Source organism: Pseudomonadota bacterium (genome assembly GCA_016711215.1).
GTDB lineage: Bacteria > Myxococcota_A > Polyangia.
Window position 1 is genome coordinate 232,911 of record JADJTL010000001.1, and the last position, 14,813, is coordinate 247,723.

Annotated in this window: 13 protein-coding genes; 10 read left to right on the forward strand and 3 right to left on the reverse strand. The window is 67.7% G+C overall.

The annotated features are described in order from the left end of the window. Window positions 1–28 precede the first annotated feature (28 nt). On the reverse strand, window positions 29–379 hold the full coding sequence (locus tag IPL40_00940) for an RNA-binding protein (GenBank protein ID MBK8479734.1): 351 nt from the start codon (window positions 377–379) through the stop codon (window positions 29–31). Window positions 380–786: 407 nt separating this feature from the next. Here IPL40_00940 and infA point away from each other — a divergent pair, with 407 nt between their 5' ends. Beyond that, a complete protein-coding gene (gene infA / locus IPL40_00945) occupies window positions 787–1,005 on the forward strand; it encodes a translation initiation factor IF-1 (GenBank protein MBK8479735.1) in 219 nt (72 codons plus the stop codon). Window positions 1,006–1,106: 101 nt separating this feature from the next. Here infA and IPL40_00950 read toward each other — a convergent pair whose 3' ends face one another. Together IPL40_00950 and IPL40_00955 are read right to left on the reverse strand one after the other, a co-directional pair. Beyond that, window positions 1,107–2,084 (reverse strand): sel1 repeat family protein, encoded by a 978-nt coding sequence (locus IPL40_00950; GenBank protein ID MBK8479736.1) that lies wholly within the window; start codon window positions 2,082–2,084, stop codon window positions 1,107–1,109. 95 nt (window positions 2,085–2,179) lie between these two features. After that, on the reverse strand, window positions 2,180–3,826 hold the full coding sequence (locus IPL40_00955; protein MBK8479737.1) for a hypothetical protein: 1,647 nt from the start codon (window positions 3,824–3,826) through the stop codon (window positions 2,180–2,182). Window positions 3,827–4,090: 264 nt separating this feature from the next. On the opposite strand from IPL40_00955, the gene IPL40_00960 reads away from it, so the two are divergent. The 9 genes from IPL40_00960 to IPL40_01000 all read left to right on the forward strand — a co-directional run bounded on the left by IPL40_00960 (window position 4,091) and on the right by IPL40_01000 (window position 14,765). Continuing rightward, window positions 4,091–5,476, forward strand: coding sequence for a sigma-54-dependent Fis family transcriptional regulator (locus IPL40_00960; protein MBK8479738.1), 1,386 nt, complete (start codon window positions 4,091–4,093; stop codon window positions 5,474–5,476). A gap of 262 nt (window positions 5,477–5,738) precedes the next feature. Then, window positions 5,739–6,116 carry a helix-turn-helix transcriptional regulator gene (locus tag IPL40_00965; GenBank protein MBK8479739.1) on the forward strand — a complete coding sequence of 126 codons (378 nt, stop codon included), beginning with the start codon at window positions 5,739–5,741 and terminating at the stop codon, window positions 6,114–6,116. 137 nt (window positions 6,117–6,253) lie between these two features. Further along, window positions 6,254–7,300: a type IV pilus assembly protein PilM gene (gene pilM, locus IPL40_00970; GenBank protein ID MBK8479740.1), complete on the forward strand. Its 1,047-nt coding sequence runs from the start codon at window positions 6,254–6,256 to the stop codon at window positions 7,298–7,300. A 37-nt stretch (window positions 7,301–7,337) separates the two neighbouring features. Beyond that, a complete protein-coding gene (locus IPL40_00975) occupies window positions 7,338–7,973 on the forward strand; it encodes a PilN domain-containing protein (GenBank protein MBK8479741.1) in 636 nt (211 codons plus the stop codon). A 16-nt stretch (window positions 7,974–7,989) separates the two neighbouring features. Then, on the forward strand, window positions 7,990–8,580 hold the full coding sequence (gene pilO / locus IPL40_00980; protein MBK8479742.1) for a type 4a pilus biogenesis protein PilO: 591 nt from the start codon (window positions 7,990–7,992) through the stop codon (window positions 8,578–8,580). Between the two features lie 71 nt (window positions 8,581–8,651). Continuing rightward, on the forward strand, window positions 8,652–9,221 hold the full coding sequence (locus IPL40_00985) for a pilus assembly protein PilP (GenBank protein MBK8479743.1): 570 nt from the start codon (window positions 8,652–8,654) through the stop codon (window positions 9,219–9,221). Window positions 9,222–9,544: 323 nt separating this feature from the next. Next, on the forward strand, window positions 9,545–11,599 hold the full coding sequence (gene pilQ / locus IPL40_00990) for a type IV pilus secretin PilQ (protein MBK8479744.1): 2,055 nt from the start codon (window positions 9,545–9,547) through the stop codon (window positions 11,597–11,599). Window positions 11,600–11,613: 14 nt separating this feature from the next. After that, window positions 11,614–12,381 carry a hypothetical protein gene (locus IPL40_00995; GenBank protein MBK8479745.1) on the forward strand — a complete coding sequence of 256 codons (768 nt, stop codon included), beginning with the start codon at window positions 11,614–11,616 and terminating at the stop codon, window positions 12,379–12,381. Between the two features lie 68 nt (window positions 12,382–12,449). Then, window positions 12,450–14,765 (forward strand): RNA-binding transcriptional accessory protein, encoded by a 2,316-nt coding sequence (locus tag IPL40_01000; GenBank protein ID MBK8479746.1) that lies wholly within the window; start codon window positions 12,450–12,452, stop codon window positions 14,763–14,765. Window positions 14,766–14,813 lie beyond the last annotated feature (48 nt).

The window sequence follows — 14,813 nt, forward strand, 5'->3', positions numbered from 1 at the left end:
GCTCTAGGCAGTGCGCTCGGTCGGGCTCTTAGTAGTCGCGGGGGGGCCGGCCGCCGCCGCCGCCGCCACCACCACCACGACGGGCGCCGCCGCCGCCACCACCGCCGCCGCCGGGCCCGCCACGATCGCGACGTGTGTCCTCTGCGCGGTCGACCCGGATCGTGCGGCCAGCGAGCGTGGCACCATTCATCTCGGCGATGGCCTTTGTGGCCCCATCGGGGTCAGCGAAGGTCACGAAGCCGAATCCACGGCTCCGACCCGTATCGCGGTCCTTGATCACGACCGCCTCGGTGATCTCGCCGAAGCTTTGAAATGACTCCTGGAGTTCCTCATCGCTGGTCGCCCAGGCCAGACCGCCCACATACACTTTCGTCGACATGGCTTCTTCTTCTTCTCCTTCGTCAGGCAAGGCTGTTCCTCGCCGTGACGGCACGGGCCCCAATCACCTAGCGCTCACCACGGGTACTCACCTAACCCGTGCGCTGGCGTTGGTGAAAGAGGCTGTAAACCGATTTGGCCGCGGCAACTGGAAAGAACGATTGACGGCGTTCCGCCACACGCACCACCCGCCGCGGGTCACGACTGTCGCTCCGCGATCGATGGTCCACGCTCAGCAGGCTCACTATCCAACGGCTCCCCAATCCAGGCCACCAATATGCCGATGATTACCAAATCTGAGGAGCCTTGGCTAGCGGCTTTGCGCTGGGCGCGAAAGCTAGAAAAGCTGCATCGAGCTGCGACGCATGGCTAGACAACGCCAGCGAGCTGGCCTATGGTCCGCCGCGCATGACTCGCGAAGACGCAATCGAATTCGAAGGTATGGTCAACGAAGTGTTGAAGGGCGGCCTGTTTCGCGTCGAGACCGACGCAGGACATACCGTCCTGGCGCATATGGCGGGGAAGATGCGGCGTCACCGCATCCGTGTCGTCCTCGGTGATCAGGTCACCGTGGCCGTGTCGCCCTACGACCCCACGCGCGGCCGCATCGTCTTCCGCGCGCGCTGACCGAACTGCCGCGCGCACCGTACTCGCGCGCACCGTACTCGCGCGCACCGTACTGGGGTTCGCGCCGACCTCGGGTCCTCTACTCGGGTCCTTTGCTCGCCTCAGCGGGCGCTCTTCTTTCCCGTACCCTTCTGCTTGTTCTTCAGCTCCTCTGCCAGCTTCTGCAGCGCCGCGAGCTGTTCGCAGGCCCGCTGGTCGCCGAGCTGGCAGCCGAGATAGGTCAGCTCGAGGCCCTTCTTGACGTCGCGCTCGACCCCCGTCCCGAGCAGGAACATGCCGCCGAGCTGGGCGCAGCCCCGCGCACTGTAGGCCTTGCAGGCGGCGGTGTTGAGCTGGACGGCGCGCGGCAGATCCTTGCGCATGCCCCCCTCGCCCGTCGTGTGCAGCGCCGCGAGGTAGGCACAGGAGAGCGGGTCTTCGCGATCGCAGCCCTTGGTGTAGAGCAGGGCGGCCTCGCCCACGTTCTGGCGGAAGGGCGCTACGCCCGCATGGTGCAGCACGCCGAGCGCGGAGCAGCCACGTCCGAGCCCCTTGTCGCAGCACTGGCGGTAGAGCTGCCCGGCGCGGCGCACGTCGCGGCTCACACCTTCACCGGCCTGGTGCAGGACGCCGAGATTGAGGCAGGCCGATCCCTCGCCAGCCTGACAGCTACGCTGCAAGAGCTTAACCGCCTTGGGCACGTCCTTCTGCACGCCCTGCCCGGAGAAGCAGAGCCCGGCGAAGTCGACGCAGGAGCGCAGTCGTCCGCTGTCGCAGGCCTTCTCGGCATAGTGCGCCGCCAAGGACAGATCCTTCGCGGCCCCCTTGCCGCTGAAGTGCATGCTGCTGACCGCGGCGCAGCTCTCACCATCGCCGCCCGCGCAGAGGCGGCGGCAGGCGCCGTACTCACCGGCCTTGCAGGCGGCGCGCCCGTCCTTCTGGCCCTGGTGCGCCTCGCGCAGCGGAGGCAGCGTGGCCTCGGCCGCCTGCCTTTCTCTGCTGCTGGTCGACGCACAGCCCAGCAGCGCTAGGGTCGCGGTGAGGGATAGATAGGCGATGGCGATCAGGGCGCGATGCCCTGTGGTTGCGATCGAACTCAAGGGGATCTCCTGGGTGCGCGGGGGACGCAATCAACGTTTGGAAGGTCGGCGATGGCGTTTACGCGCGGCGCCGCGCGCGCGATCGACTCACTGGCTCACTGGCAAATGCGGTCGGGCCGGCCGTCGCCGTCGCCGTCGAGGCCGCGCAGCAGCGCCTCGGAGCCCCAGGGCGCTGAAGCCACGCGACAACGCACCTCCGCCTGGGTACCGGGATCCGGCTCACCCTTGCGCACGATCTGCAACGCGTAGGGCGTTCCGTCCGTCGCCGGGTCGCAGCGCGGGTTGCTGACGAAGCGCCAGCAGGGGCAGGTGCTGCCGCATTCGCGGTTGCTCTCGTCGGCGAACAAGGCCGCTGAGCACTTGGGTACGGTGATCGTCGTCTTCCCGCCGCCCGTGGTCGGCGTCACCTCCTGCACGTCGCAGTCGGTCTGCGCCAGGCAACCGGGTGCGGGGCAGCTGACGCCGCCGCCGAGGTCGTCGCCGGCCGCGCAGGCCAGCGCTCCCGTGCGCGTGAGCAGCGGTGACTTTGCGCACTGGCGACCGAGCGCGCCGATGATCTTTTGTCCCACCTCGCGCAGCGCGGGTCGGAAGTCGTCGGTGCAGATCGACGTCAGGGAGCCCGGGACGTCGCCGGCGCGCGCATTGAAGCTGTTGAGCAGCGCGCTGATGCGGATCGCCGGGAAGGCTCCGTTGTTGGCGCTCGCTGCGGTGCCGAGCGAGCAGGTTTGCTGGACCTCGGGGTAGGGTGTTGGCTCGCCGGGTTGAGCGATGAGTTTGACCTCGACCGGCGTCGGCGGTCCCGTGATCGCGGAGACGAGGATGCGGCCGGTCGGTTTGAGGCCCTTGAAGAAGGTCTCATAGCTATTGAACCCCGTGACGGTGTGCAGGTAGGGGCTCGCCGGATCGGGTGTGCAGTTCTGGCGCAGCCCCGGTTTGCGCTCGTCCTCGGGGCTGACGCCCTGGCAGCGCGTGCCGTACTCGAAGCAGCGAAAGTTCGCTGCGAGGCCACTGAAATTACCGAAGGCGGGGTTGCCAAGATCGAAGAGCGCCGGATTGCTCGCGCTGCAGTCGTCCTCGTCGGTGATCAACACCACGGCCAGCAGGGCCTGGGGCCGGACGAAGCCGGGGTTGAGATTGAGCGCCGGGTCGAGCGCCCGTCGCGTCGCCTCGAGCTGTTGCTCGAAGCCGCAGCCGGTCGCGCCGACGGCGGCGATGCAGGCAAAGGCCTCGGCGATCCGCGTGACCGGATCTGCAGTGGAGGAGTCCTTGACGTTGGTCAGCGTGATCCACGGATCGTTGGGTGTCGGGCAGCCAGCCGTGCGGGCCTGGTTGAGCAACTTCGCCTGATCGCCGCCGGCACGGCAGCCACCGACGGCCGGGCCGTAGCCGAGGTCGGGCGTGATCACGCCGATGTGGACGTCCGGTATGTTGCAGTCGCCGGCCGCGAGCGAGCAGCCCGCGGGCCCGAGCTTTGGCGTCCGCAGCGCCTCGATCAGCGCCGGGAACTGTGCCTTCAAGGTCGCCTGCTCGCCGGCCATCGAAAGCGAGCTATCGACGAGAAAGAGCAGATCGACCTGGGTGTCCAGGGTCTGCGGGAAGATCTCTGTCGTCTGGTTTCCCGAAGCGGCAGGCGGACTATCGACCGGTCGGCTGACGCAACCGGGCGTCGCGATCAGCGCTGCAGTGGCAAGGAACCAGGCGGGGCGGGATGCGATCGAGTGCGAGGGGAGTCGCTTGCGCACGTAGGAGTCCTCCATCGGTTGGTCGCCACCCTGCGGCGCCAGCGGGGCCGGCCAGGCGCGCTCACCGCAGTGTGCGGCGCGCGTACGGACCGGCCGATTATACAGGGCCGCCGTCCGCGCAGCCAGCCCGCCGCCGGGCCGCGCGGCATTTATTAGCGGGGGTGGAGGTGGCCCCCTCGCGGACCGCCACGGCCCGCGCCTTGCTCGCGCCGGTGGGAATCGCTACGATCGCCCGCTCCAAAGAAAGCGAGTCTGGTGCCGCCAATGCCCACCGATGGGTTCAAGCGGGTGCTCGTCGTCGATGACGAAGAGAGCATTCGCCAGTTGTTGAAGAACGTCCTTGGGCGCGAGGGCCTCGAGGTCAGTCTTGCCGCGAGCGGCGCCGAGGCGCTCGTCGCCCTCGAGCACGAGCCGATCGACGTCGTGCTGGCCGACGTCCGCATGCCGGGCATGTCGGGCCTCGAGCTGCTGGCCGAGGTGCAGCAGCGCTGGCCCGAGCTCGTGATCTTGATCATGTCGGCCTACGGCAGCGTCGATGCGGCGATCGAGGCGCTCAAGCAAGGGGCCTACGACTACATTGCCAAGCCCTTCCGCCCCGTCGAGGCCGTGCTGATGATTCGCAAGGCCGAGGAACGCGAGCGGCTGCGGCGGGAGAATCGCCGCCTGCGCTCGGACCTGGCGCAGATCCAGGGCCAGCAGGTCGCCGGCATCGTCACCCGCAGCCCAGCGATGGAGCAGGTGCTGCGCACGGTGCTCAAGCTCGCCGATTATAAGACAACGGTCCTGGTCCAGGGCGAGTCGGGCACCGGCAAGGAGCTGGTGGCGCGGGCCATTCATCAGCAGGGTTCACGCGCGCGCGCGCCCTTCGTCGCCGTCAACTGCGGCGCCATTCCGGAGAGTCTATTGGAGTCGGAGCTCTTCGGCCATCGCAAGGGAGCCTTCACCGACGCCACCCAGGATAAGAAGGGGCTCTTCGCCGAGGCCGACGGCGGCACGCTCTTGCTCGATGAGATCGGCGAGCTGCCGCTCAGCCTGCAGGTCAAGCTGCTGCGGGTGTTGCAAGAGGAGGAGGTGCGCCGGCTTGGCGACGCTAAGTCGGTGAAGATCGATGTGCGCGTCGTCGCGGCGACGGTGCGCGATCTGCACCAGGAGGTGCAGGCAGGGCGTTTCCGCGAGGATCTCTTCTACCGGCTCAACGTCATGCCCCTGACGCTGCCGCCCCTGCGCGAGCGCCCTGAGGATATTCCGCTGCTCGTCGAGTACGCGATCGCGCGCCACAACAAGCGCCTGGGGCTCGAGGTCGCGAGTGTCTCGCGCGAGGTGATGAAGGCGCTGATCGCGCACCCGTGGCCGGGCAACGTGCGCGAGCTCGAGAACACGATCGAGCACGCGATGGTCCTGGCCGAGGGGCCGCGCATCGAGGTCGCGAATCTGCCGTCGCGCTTGCGGGCCGACGGCGATCCGGTGGAGCGCGCGCTGCGGCACGGTACGCTCAGCATCAAGCAAAACAACCGCATCATCGAAGAGGCGCTGATTCGCCGGGCGCTGGCGCAGACCGGCGGCAATCGCACGACCGCCGCGCGCATGCTCGAGATCAGCCATCGCGCGCTGCTCTACAAGATTAAGGACTACCTGATCACCGATCTGTAACCGCGCGCATGGGTGGATTTGTTGCGCGGCCCCGTGGATAGGGCGATGATTCCCTCACGTAGGCAGCAACGACGACTGAAGACGCTGAGGCGCGGCTGGGTGCGCGTCCCTAATTGAGCGGTGTTTAATAGCAAAGTTTAACATAATTATGTGTCAATGATACGGCTCGGCCCTTGACACGAGGCGGCAGGGGGTCCCATAATGGTCGACGTCGGTTCAGGCGCCTTTCGCCCGGCCGGCGACGGTACCCAGCGAGACCATCATGAGCACCCGCGAAACCGAGCGTGCGCAGCGCGGTGGCGGTCCAACCGCAGGCCCAGGGCCTGCGCGTTCCGACGCCGTGAACGCCAGTGAAGACGCCGGTTCCACTCCCGCCCCGTCCCCCGCCGCCGCGCTACCCGCTCGGGTGCGTAAAGGCGAGGGCAAGCAGCCCGGCCGCGAACAGAACCGAGTGCGTCAACTCCGCAGCGAACGGATGATGAGCAAAGCGGAGTTGGCCCGGCGAGCAGGTCTTTCCACGCTGACGATCGATCGCGTGGAAAAGGGCATGCCCTGCCGGATGGATACGAAGCGCAAGATTCTGGAGGCCTTGGGGTTGACACCGACGGCTCGCGTGACGGTCTTCGGCGACGACGACTGAGACGACGCGGGCCCCAGCGGGCCGAGCCCCAAAGGTAATGCGGTTAGGCGCCGTCTAGCGGCGCAGAGCGGCGGACGTTCGGTCGGTTGTCTTGGCCGCGCCTGAGCGCGTGGTCGACGCAGGCCGTGGGGGGCTCGATGGCCAAGAACTGCATCGGTCTGGACATTGGCAGTAGCGCCATCAAGGTGGTGCAGCTCAAGAGCACCAAGCGCGGCTACCAACTCGTCAACTTCGGGATGGAGCCGGTGCCACCGCAGACGATCGTCGACGGCTCGGTGATGAACGCGTCGGCGGCTGCCGAGGCCATCGCCTCGCTCTTCGCGCAGCTCAAGATTCGCCACACCGATGTCGCGATCGCCGTGGCCGGTCACGCCGTGATCATCAAGAAGATCACGGTGCCGCAGATGACCCGAGAGGAGCTCGAGGAACAGATCCACTGGGAGGCCGAGCACCATATCCCCTTCGCCAAGGACGATGTGGAAATCGACCACCAGATCCTCGAGAGCAGCGCCATCGACAACCAGATGGAGGTGCTGCTCGTGGCCGCGAAGAAGGACGTGGTCGCTGACTACGTCGAAGCGGTGCGCGAGGCGCGCCTCAATCCGATGGTCGTCGAGGTGGCAGCCTTCAGCCTGCAGAACTGCTACGAGCTCAACTACGGCCGGCCGAACGAAACGGTGGCCCTGCTCAACATCGGCGCGTCGATCAGCACGGTAAACATCCTGCAGAACGGTCAAAGCGCCTTTACCCGCGACGTTACCCTCGGCGGCAATGCCTACACCGAGGAGATCCAGAAGCAGCTCGGCGTGGGCTACGAGGAGGCCGAAGCCTACAAGTGCGGCGGCACCGCGGGCGATGAGGTGATCCCGGAAGAGGTCGACGAGATCCTCCGGCAGCAGGCCGAGGCGATGGCCGGGGAGTTCCAGCGTTCCTTCGACTTCTTCCTCGCCACGACCTCGTCGGGGCAGATCGACCGTGTCGTGCTGGCCGGGGGGACCGCGCAGGTCCCAGCGTTGCGTAAGGCGATCGAGCGGCGAGCGCGGCTGCCGATCGAGGTGCTCGATCCCTTCAAGACCGTGACGGTCGACGAGTCGACCTTCGACATGGACTACGTCCGCGCCAATGCGCCGACGGCGGCGGTGGCGGTCGGACTGGCCCTGCGCCAGGAGGGGGACAACCTATGACCACGCGCGCCCACGCTCTCGACACGAGGCCTTCGTCATGATTCGCATCAACCTGATGCCCGTGCGGCAGGTGCGCAAGGTGCAGGCGCGTCGTCGGCAGTTCGCTGTCCTCGGCGCCGTGCTCGCGGTCGAGCTGATCGCTCTCTTCATCGTCCATGAGAACCAGGCCAGCGCGCTCGAGGAGCGCCGGCGCGCCGTGTCCGAACTCCAAGGCGAGATCGAGCAGCTCAAGCAAGAGGTCGGCGACTTCGACAAGCTGAAGCAGCAGCGCGACCAGCTGGTGGCGCAGCGCGAGGTGATTAATTCGCTGCAGAAGGGTCGAACCGGTCCCGTCGCGATGCTGCGCGAGCTGAGCGGAATCCTCAGCGTCGGCAAGGGACCGATGGTCGATCAGACGGCCTACGAGGCGCTCCTGCATCGCGATCCAGGCGCCGGCTACAATCCGCGCTGGAATCCGCGGCGGCTCTGGGTCGAGCGGATCGATGAGGCGCGCAAGCAGCTGACGATCCTCGGCAAGGCCAAGGACCACGACGATGTCGCGGAGCTGCTCAAGCGCCTCGCACTCTCGAAGTTCTTCACCAATGTACAGCTCAAGCGCGACGACCAGATATTCGACGATCGGTTGAAGCTGCGGGTAGTGCGGTTCTCGTTGACCTGCGCGGCGAAGTACTAGCGCGAGGGGGAAGCCAATGGCGCTCGGCGTCAATGAAGTGCTGCAGCAGTTCGACCGGTTGCAGCTCAAGCTGAAGCTGGCGATGCTCGGCATCATCGTGGCTGGTGTCGCCGCGGCGTTCTACTTCCTGCTCTACGCAGACCTGGTCGACCAGACGAACGCCATGCAGGCGCAGGTGGCGGAGCTACAGAGCGAGAAGGCCAGCTATGAGGATAAGAAGCAGCGCTACATCGCCTTCCGCGCCGAGGTGAAGGGGCTGCTGCAGGAGAAGAAGGAGCTGGTCAAGGTGCTGCCCACCGAGGCCGAGATCCCGAACTTCCTGCAGTCTCTGCACTCACAGGCCGAGCTCGCGGGCCTCAATATCATCACCTTCGACAAGCAGTCCGAGGTGGCGCGAGATTTCTATGCAGAGATCCCGGTCCGCATGCTGATCACCGGTACCTATCACCAGATCAACAAGTTCTTCTATTCGGTCGGACAGCTCAAGCGCATCGTCAATATCCGAGATCTCGGGCTCGGCGATGTGCAGGATACCGCGCAGGGCATGGTGCTCAAGGCGCGCTTCGTGTCGAGCACGTATCGCTTCCTGGAGAAGAACCCAGGCTAGCCAGCGTGTCGCGGTGGGCCTGCTCACGCCGAGCGCGGCCGCCGCGGCGCAGAGATTGTGGGAGCCGAGCGATGACAGCGCGCGCCGCTTATCTGGCCACCATCGCCGTGGCGAGCCTGTTGCTGGCTGCCTCGTGCGATGACGCGCCACCAGCCGCACCCGCCGCGGCGGGCGCGGCAGCCGCACCCGCCGCGGCGGCAGCCGCACCCGCTGTCGTCGCCCCGGCGCCGTCAGCGAGCGCGGAGAGCAGCAGGCTCGAGTTCGTGGACCGCGACTTCGTGGAGAGCCTCGAGAATCGCGATCCCTTTCGCCCCTATGTCGCCGAATTCTTGACCACGCCGCAACGCACGGCGAAGATCCAACGAAAGGTCATCCTTGGGCGCTATGGCCTCGACGAGCTCGATTTGATCGCCGTCGTGGCAGGCAATGCGCGAGCGCGCGCGATGTTCCGCGATCCAACGGGGCTCGGTGTGACGGTGAGGCGGGGCGATTACATCAGCAAGAGCGCTGGCAAGGTGAAGGACATTCTTCCGGACCGAGTCGTCGTCGAAATCCAGGAGAACCTCGAAGGGGGCCAGACGGCGGCAGACCGTGTGATCGAGATGCACCCGAAGGATGAGCAAGGGGAGGAACGCCCCTGACTTGAGGGCCCTTGAGATCGCGGTTCCGGCGAGCGACCCGCGCCTGGTCGCGAGGCCGGCCGGTGTCTGCGGGAGGCAGGGCGCCTCCGCGGCTGAATCGGGCCGAGGCATCGGCGGAGGTGCGGCCCGCCGCAGCGAGGGTGGTCGTGGCGCTGGCTGGGGGACTTGGCCCCGGCGCGACCGAGAAGCCGACATCGGTGTGCGGGAGCTGGGACTTCCGAGGGCGGGTGTCCGCGGTGAGGCGAAGCGGATGCGAGGCGCCGGTGCGCGCCAAAACGGCAAGCACCGGCCCGCGCGCGCCGTGCGAGCAAGGAGACGCGGTGATGAGCTGCACAGTACGGGCCAGCAGAGCGAGGTGGCAGATACACGCTCGACGTGGGCGCAAGGTCACCCCGCGTTTGTTCCAACCTTCCGCCCGGCATTCCGTCCGGCATTTCCTCGCGCAGGCGGCGCTGAGCACGCGGGGCGCTGACCGCCTGGCGGTGGCCGGCGTGCTCGCCATGCTGCTCGGAGCACCGGGCGCCGGGCTGGCCGGGGCGGCCCCTGCCGCGTCCGTGCCCGCCAAAACGGCAAAGCAGGCCAAGCAGCAGACGCAGTCGGCGTCGCGGGCCAACGCGGTCGAGCGCGCGAGCGCTGCGCGGAGACCTGCCCGGCTCAGCGAGGTGAGCTTTACTGACAGCCCGACCCAGGCCGTCGTCCGCATCGCTTGGGATGGCGGGCAGAGCCCGACATGGCGCGTCGAACGTGCCCGTGGGGCGCTGCTCTTGGAGCTCAGCGGCGCCCAGCTTCCGGCGTCGTTGCAGCGCAGCCTGGATACCTCCGCCTTCGATGGTCCCGTCCGCTCGGTTAGCTCCTTTGTCCTCCCCACTCGTCCGAACACCGTGCAGGTGCGCCTGGCGCTGCGCGGTGAGCCGACCCAGCGCCTCCGCCGCGAGGGTCGCGTCCTCCTTTGGTCGGTAGCCAAGCCGGCGCTCGCCGGCCGCGCGGCGCCGGCGGTTGCGACCGACCAGCAGGTCGCCGAGAGCTATCCGGCGCCCAAGGTCGCCGCCTCTGCCTCGCGGGCGCCCGCTCCGCGTCGGCAGTACTCGGGGCGGCGGATCGACCTGGACTTCAAGGACGCCGATATCCACAACATCCTACGGCTGCTCTCCGAGGTCGGCGACGTGAACATCGTCACCGGCGATTCTGTCGGCGGGCGCGTGACGATCCGCATGCTCAACGTGCCCTGGGACCAGGCCCTCGACGTGATCCTGCGGGCAAAGGGCCTCGGGCAGGTGCGCGAGGGCAACCTCCTGCGCGTCGCGCCGCTGGCCGACCTGGAGAAGGAGCGCGAGGCCGAGATTGCGCGGCAGAAGCAGGTGATGATGCTTCAGCCGCTGGAGACGCGATTGATCCCGCTGAGCTATGCGCAGGCGTCGAGCATGCTAGCCAAGCTGCAGTACACGCTCAGCCCGCGCGGCAAGGTCACCTTCGACGCCCGCACCAACACGGTGATCGCCCGCGACGTCAGCAGCAACCTCAACCTCGTCGAAACGATGATCCGCAACCTGGACACGCAGACGCCGCAGGTCGTGATTGAGGCGCGGATCATCGAGGCGCGCACCAACTACACCAAGCAGATCGGCATCCAATGGGGTGGATCCTTCGCTGCCACCGCCGCCAACGGAAACTCGACGGGTCTGGTCTTTCCGAACCAACTCGGCATCGGCGGCGGCGTCGACGACGGGCAGTCGCCGACCAAGGGGATCCTGCTCGGACAGGCGGCGAATCCGGGCTTCGCGGTCAACATGCCCGCGGCCACCGGTCTCAACTCCGGTAGTGCGCTGGGTCTGACGATGGGCTCGGTCTCGGGCGTGTTCAACGTCAACCTGCGGCTGAGCGCCGCCGAGAGCAAGGGCGACATCCGGATCATCAGCGCGCCGAAGATCACGACGATGGACAACATCGAGGCCAAGATCGAACAGGGCGTCTCGATCCCCTTCTCTCAGGTCAGCGCCAACGGCGTGCAGACGCAGTTCCGCGACGCCAAGCTCAGCCTCACCGTCAAACCGCATGTGACGGCAGATGGCAGCGTGATCATGAAGGTCAACGTCGAGCGCAACGAGCCCGATTTCGTCAATACGGGGCCACGCGGCGATCCCACGATCCTCAAGAAAGAGGCCCAGACGGAGATGCTGGTCAAGGACGGCGACACAGCGGTGATCGGCGGCATCTACACCACTCGTGACGGGCGCGCCTGGCAGCGGGTGCCGTGGTTTGCCGACATCCCGATCCTCGGCTGGTTGTTCAAGACGCGGCGCGACACCAGTGACCGGGAAGAGGTGCTGGTCTTCATCACGCCGCGGATCGTCAACCGCAGCCAGAGCGTCGGCCAGTGACGGGGGACCGGAGCATGAAACGAAGCAGAGCCAGAGGGGCCGCGGCCTCGATCATCGCCCTGGCGGCGGCGCTTGCCTCCGTTAGCGCCTGCGTGGGCGAGCGATCGTTCTATATCGCGCAGAACCAGCTCCCCGAGCGATCGGGCGGGAGCTGTGTGATCCCGGCCACCCGGAGCAGCGTCTACCGCGGCAGCGGCGTGCTCGACGTGCGCGCGGCGCAGCTTGGACTGCCGGCGATACGGGCCGGCTACAGGCTCTATCCGCTCCTGGTCAACGACCTGCTGCCGACGAAGAACAACGACGACCAACCGGAGCGCAACGCGATTCTGGTCAAGGGCTTCGACGTCGAGCTCGATCTCGGCCCCTGGAGTGGCGTCGGCGTGCCCGAAGAGCTGACGACCTTCTCAGTGCCCTTCGGCAAGCGGATGGAGCCAGGCGCAGAGGCTGGCACGGCCGTGGACATCATCTCGGGCACGTTGGCGCGGCTGATGGCGCCGATCGTCGCGGCGACGCCGGATACGGCCACGCTGCGATCGGGGCCGATCGTCACGGCGACGGTTCGAGCGTATGGCGATCATAACGGGTCGCGGGTCACGAGCTACGATTTCGTCTACCCGGTGACGCTCTGCAGCGGCTGTCTGGTCCAGGAGCTGACGGACTGCCCGGCTGCTGGGGTGGAAGCGGCGCTGCAACCGAGTCTTTGCGGCGATCCGCAGGACGGCCCGGTGAGCTGCTGTCGGCACCCGACGCTCGGCTTCACCTGCCTGGCGGGCACCGAGTAGTGTTGCCCGCGCCTGCTCCCTAGCGCGCCGCCCAGCCTCTTCCGCGCGTTCAGCGCAAGGTCTCTCCAATGGACGTGATTTCGACGCTGGCCGCCGAGCTGGCCGTGGGTCGCCCGCAGGTCGAGGCGGCGGTCAAGCTGCTCGACGAAGGCGCGACGGTGCCCTTCATCGCGCGTTATCGCAAGGAGGTCACGCAGGGACTGGACGACGCGCAGCTGCGCGCGCTGGAGACGCGCCTGAGCTATCTGCGCGAGCTGGAGGCGCGGCGGGAGACGATCCTGACGAGCGTCCGCGAGCAGGGCAAGCTGACGACGGAGTTGGAGCAGGCGATGCTCGCGGCGGCGAGCAAGACCTTGCTCGAGGACCTCTACCTGCCCTTCAAGCCCAAGCGTCGCACCAAGGCTCAGCGCGCGCGGGAGGCGGGACTGGAGCCGCTGGCCCTCGGGCTGCTTGGCGACCCGACGCGTGATCCGACGACGGAGGCGCGCGGCTACGTCGATCCGGAGCGCGGGGTGGCGGACGAAGAGGCGGCGCTGGAGGGTGCGCGGCAGATCCTGATGGAGCGCTTCGCCGAGGACGCGGCGCTCTTGGCGACGCTGCGCGAACGTACCTGGAGCGAGGGGCTCCTGTGCTCGCGGGTTGCCGAGGGCAAGGAAGGCGTCGGAGCGAAGTTCCGCGACTACTTCGATCATGAGGAGCCACTGGCGCGGATCCCCTCGCATCGGGCCCTCGCGCTCTTTCGCGGGCGCAACGAAGACGTGCTGAGGGTGACACTAAGGGTCGCTGCGGACGAGGACGCGGGCCACAAGGTCTGCGAGGCCATGGTCGCGCGCAGCTTTGGCATTGCCGACGAGGGACGGCGCGCAGATCGCTGGCTGCTGGGCTCGGTGCGCCTGGCCTGGAAGGTCAAGCTGCTGACGCGCATCGACCTCGACCTGAAGCAGCGTTTGCTGGAGGTGGCTGAGGTGGAGGCGATCGAGGTCTTCGCGCGCAACCTCAAGGACCTGCTGCTGGCGGCGCCGGCGGGGCCGCGGGTGACGATGGGCCTCGATCCCGGGCTGCGCACGGGGGTCAAGGTCGCCGTCGTCGATGCCACCGGCAAGCTGCTCAAGACGGCGACGATCTACCCGCACCCGCCGCGCAACGATCGGGAGGGGGCGCTTGCCACGCTGGCGCAGCTCGCGCAGGCCTGCGCGGTCGAGCTGGTGGCGATCGGTAACGGCACCGCCTCGCGCGAGAGCGACGCCCTGGTGCTCGAGCTGATCAAGCGCCAGCCGCAGCTCGGGTTGAGCAAGGTCGTGGTCTCCGAGGCCGGAGCCTCGGTCTATTCGGCCTCCGAGCTGGCCTCCGAGGAGCTGCCAGAGCTGGATGTAACACTGCGTGGGGCCGTGTCGATCGCGCGGCGGCTGCAGGACCCCTTGGCCGAGCTGGTCAAGATCGACCCCAAGGCGATCGGTGTCGGCCAGTATCAGCACGACGTCAATCAGCCGCGCCTGGCGCGCAGCCTCGATGCGGTGGTGGAGGACTGCGTCAACGCCGTCGGCGTGGACGTCAATACCGCATCGGCGGCGTTGCTGCGCTATGTCTCGGGGCTCTCGCCGAGCCTCAGCCGCCACGTCGTCGCGCATCGCAATCAGCACGGCCCCTTCGCGAACCGCGAGCAGCTCAGGCAGGTCGCGCGCTTTGGCGACAAGACCTTCGAGCAGGCCGCGGGTTTTCTGCGCGTGATGCAGGGCGACAACCCGCTCGACGCCTCGGCCGTCCATCCAGAGGCCTACCCGCTGGTGCAGCAGATCGTCTCGACGACCGGGACTGAGCTCAAGGCGCTGCTCGGCAACAGCGGGCTGCTGCGCCGGGTCAACGCGATGGCCTACGTCGACGAGCGCTTCGGTCTACCCACGGTCAGCGACGTCCTGAAGGAGCTGGAGAAGCCGGGCCGCGATCCGCGTCCGGAGTTCAAGAGCGTGACCTTCAGGGCCGGCATCGAGCAGGTCAGCGACCTTCAGCCCGGGATGTGGCTCGAGGGTGTCGTGACCAACGTCGCGAACTTCGGCGCCTTCGTCGACGTCGGGGTCCACCAGGACGGGCTGGTGCACATCTCGCAGCTCGCCGACAGCTTCGTCCGCGACCCGCGCGAGGTGGTGAAGGCGGGCGCCGTCGTGCAGGTCCGCGTGCTGGCGGTGGACCTACCGCGCCAGCGGATCTCGCTCAGCATGAAGCGCACGGCGGATCAGGGGGCCGCGAGCGACGCGCTGGGGGAAGCGCGGCCGAGCCCCAAGGCGCCTGCGCCCCGTCACCCCGGCAAGGCTCGCCCTCCCGCCCCCACGCCCCCACGCCCCCTTGGCGCGATGGCCCACGCCTTCGCCAAGGCGCTGAAGAAGTAGGCCCGCGCGCCCCGGGTCTGCGGGGAATTGCGCGGAGTCCTGATTGGG

What these genes read in the sequence shown, in the direction of transcription:
- IPL40_00940 (MBK8479734.1), bottom strand. Translation starts at nt 379, where the DNA reads ATGTCGACGAAAGTGTATGTGGGCGGTCTGGCCTGGGCGACCAGCGAT.
- infA (MBK8479735.1), top strand. Translation starts at nt 787, where the DNA reads ATGACTCGCGAAGACGCAATCGAATTCGAAGGTATGGTCAACGAAGTG.
- IPL40_00960 (MBK8479738.1), top strand. Translation starts at nt 4,091, where the DNA reads ATGCCCACCGATGGGTTCAAGCGGGTGCTCGTCGTCGATGACGAAGAG.
- IPL40_00965 (MBK8479739.1), top strand. Translation starts at nt 5,739, where the DNA reads ATGAGCACCCGCGAAACCGAGCGTGCGCAGCGCGGTGGCGGTCCAACC.
- pilM (MBK8479740.1), top strand. Translation starts at nt 6,254, where the DNA reads ATGGCCAAGAACTGCATCGGTCTGGACATTGGCAGTAGCGCCATCAAG.
- IPL40_00975 (MBK8479741.1), top strand. Translation starts at nt 7,338, where the DNA reads ATGATTCGCATCAACCTGATGCCCGTGCGGCAGGTGCGCAAGGTGCAG.
- pilO (MBK8479742.1), top strand. Translation starts at nt 7,990, where the DNA reads ATGGCGCTCGGCGTCAATGAAGTGCTGCAGCAGTTCGACCGGTTGCAG.
- IPL40_00985 (MBK8479743.1), top strand. Translation starts at nt 8,652, where the DNA reads ATGACAGCGCGCGCCGCTTATCTGGCCACCATCGCCGTGGCGAGCCTG.
- pilQ (MBK8479744.1), top strand. Translation starts at nt 9,545, where the DNA reads ATGAGCTGCACAGTACGGGCCAGCAGAGCGAGGTGGCAGATACACGCT.
- IPL40_00995 (MBK8479745.1), top strand. Translation starts at nt 11,614, where the DNA reads ATGAAACGAAGCAGAGCCAGAGGGGCCGCGGCCTCGATCATCGCCCTG.
- IPL40_01000 (MBK8479746.1), top strand. Translation starts at nt 12,450, where the DNA reads ATGGACGTGATTTCGACGCTGGCCGCCGAGCTGGCCGTGGGTCGCCCG.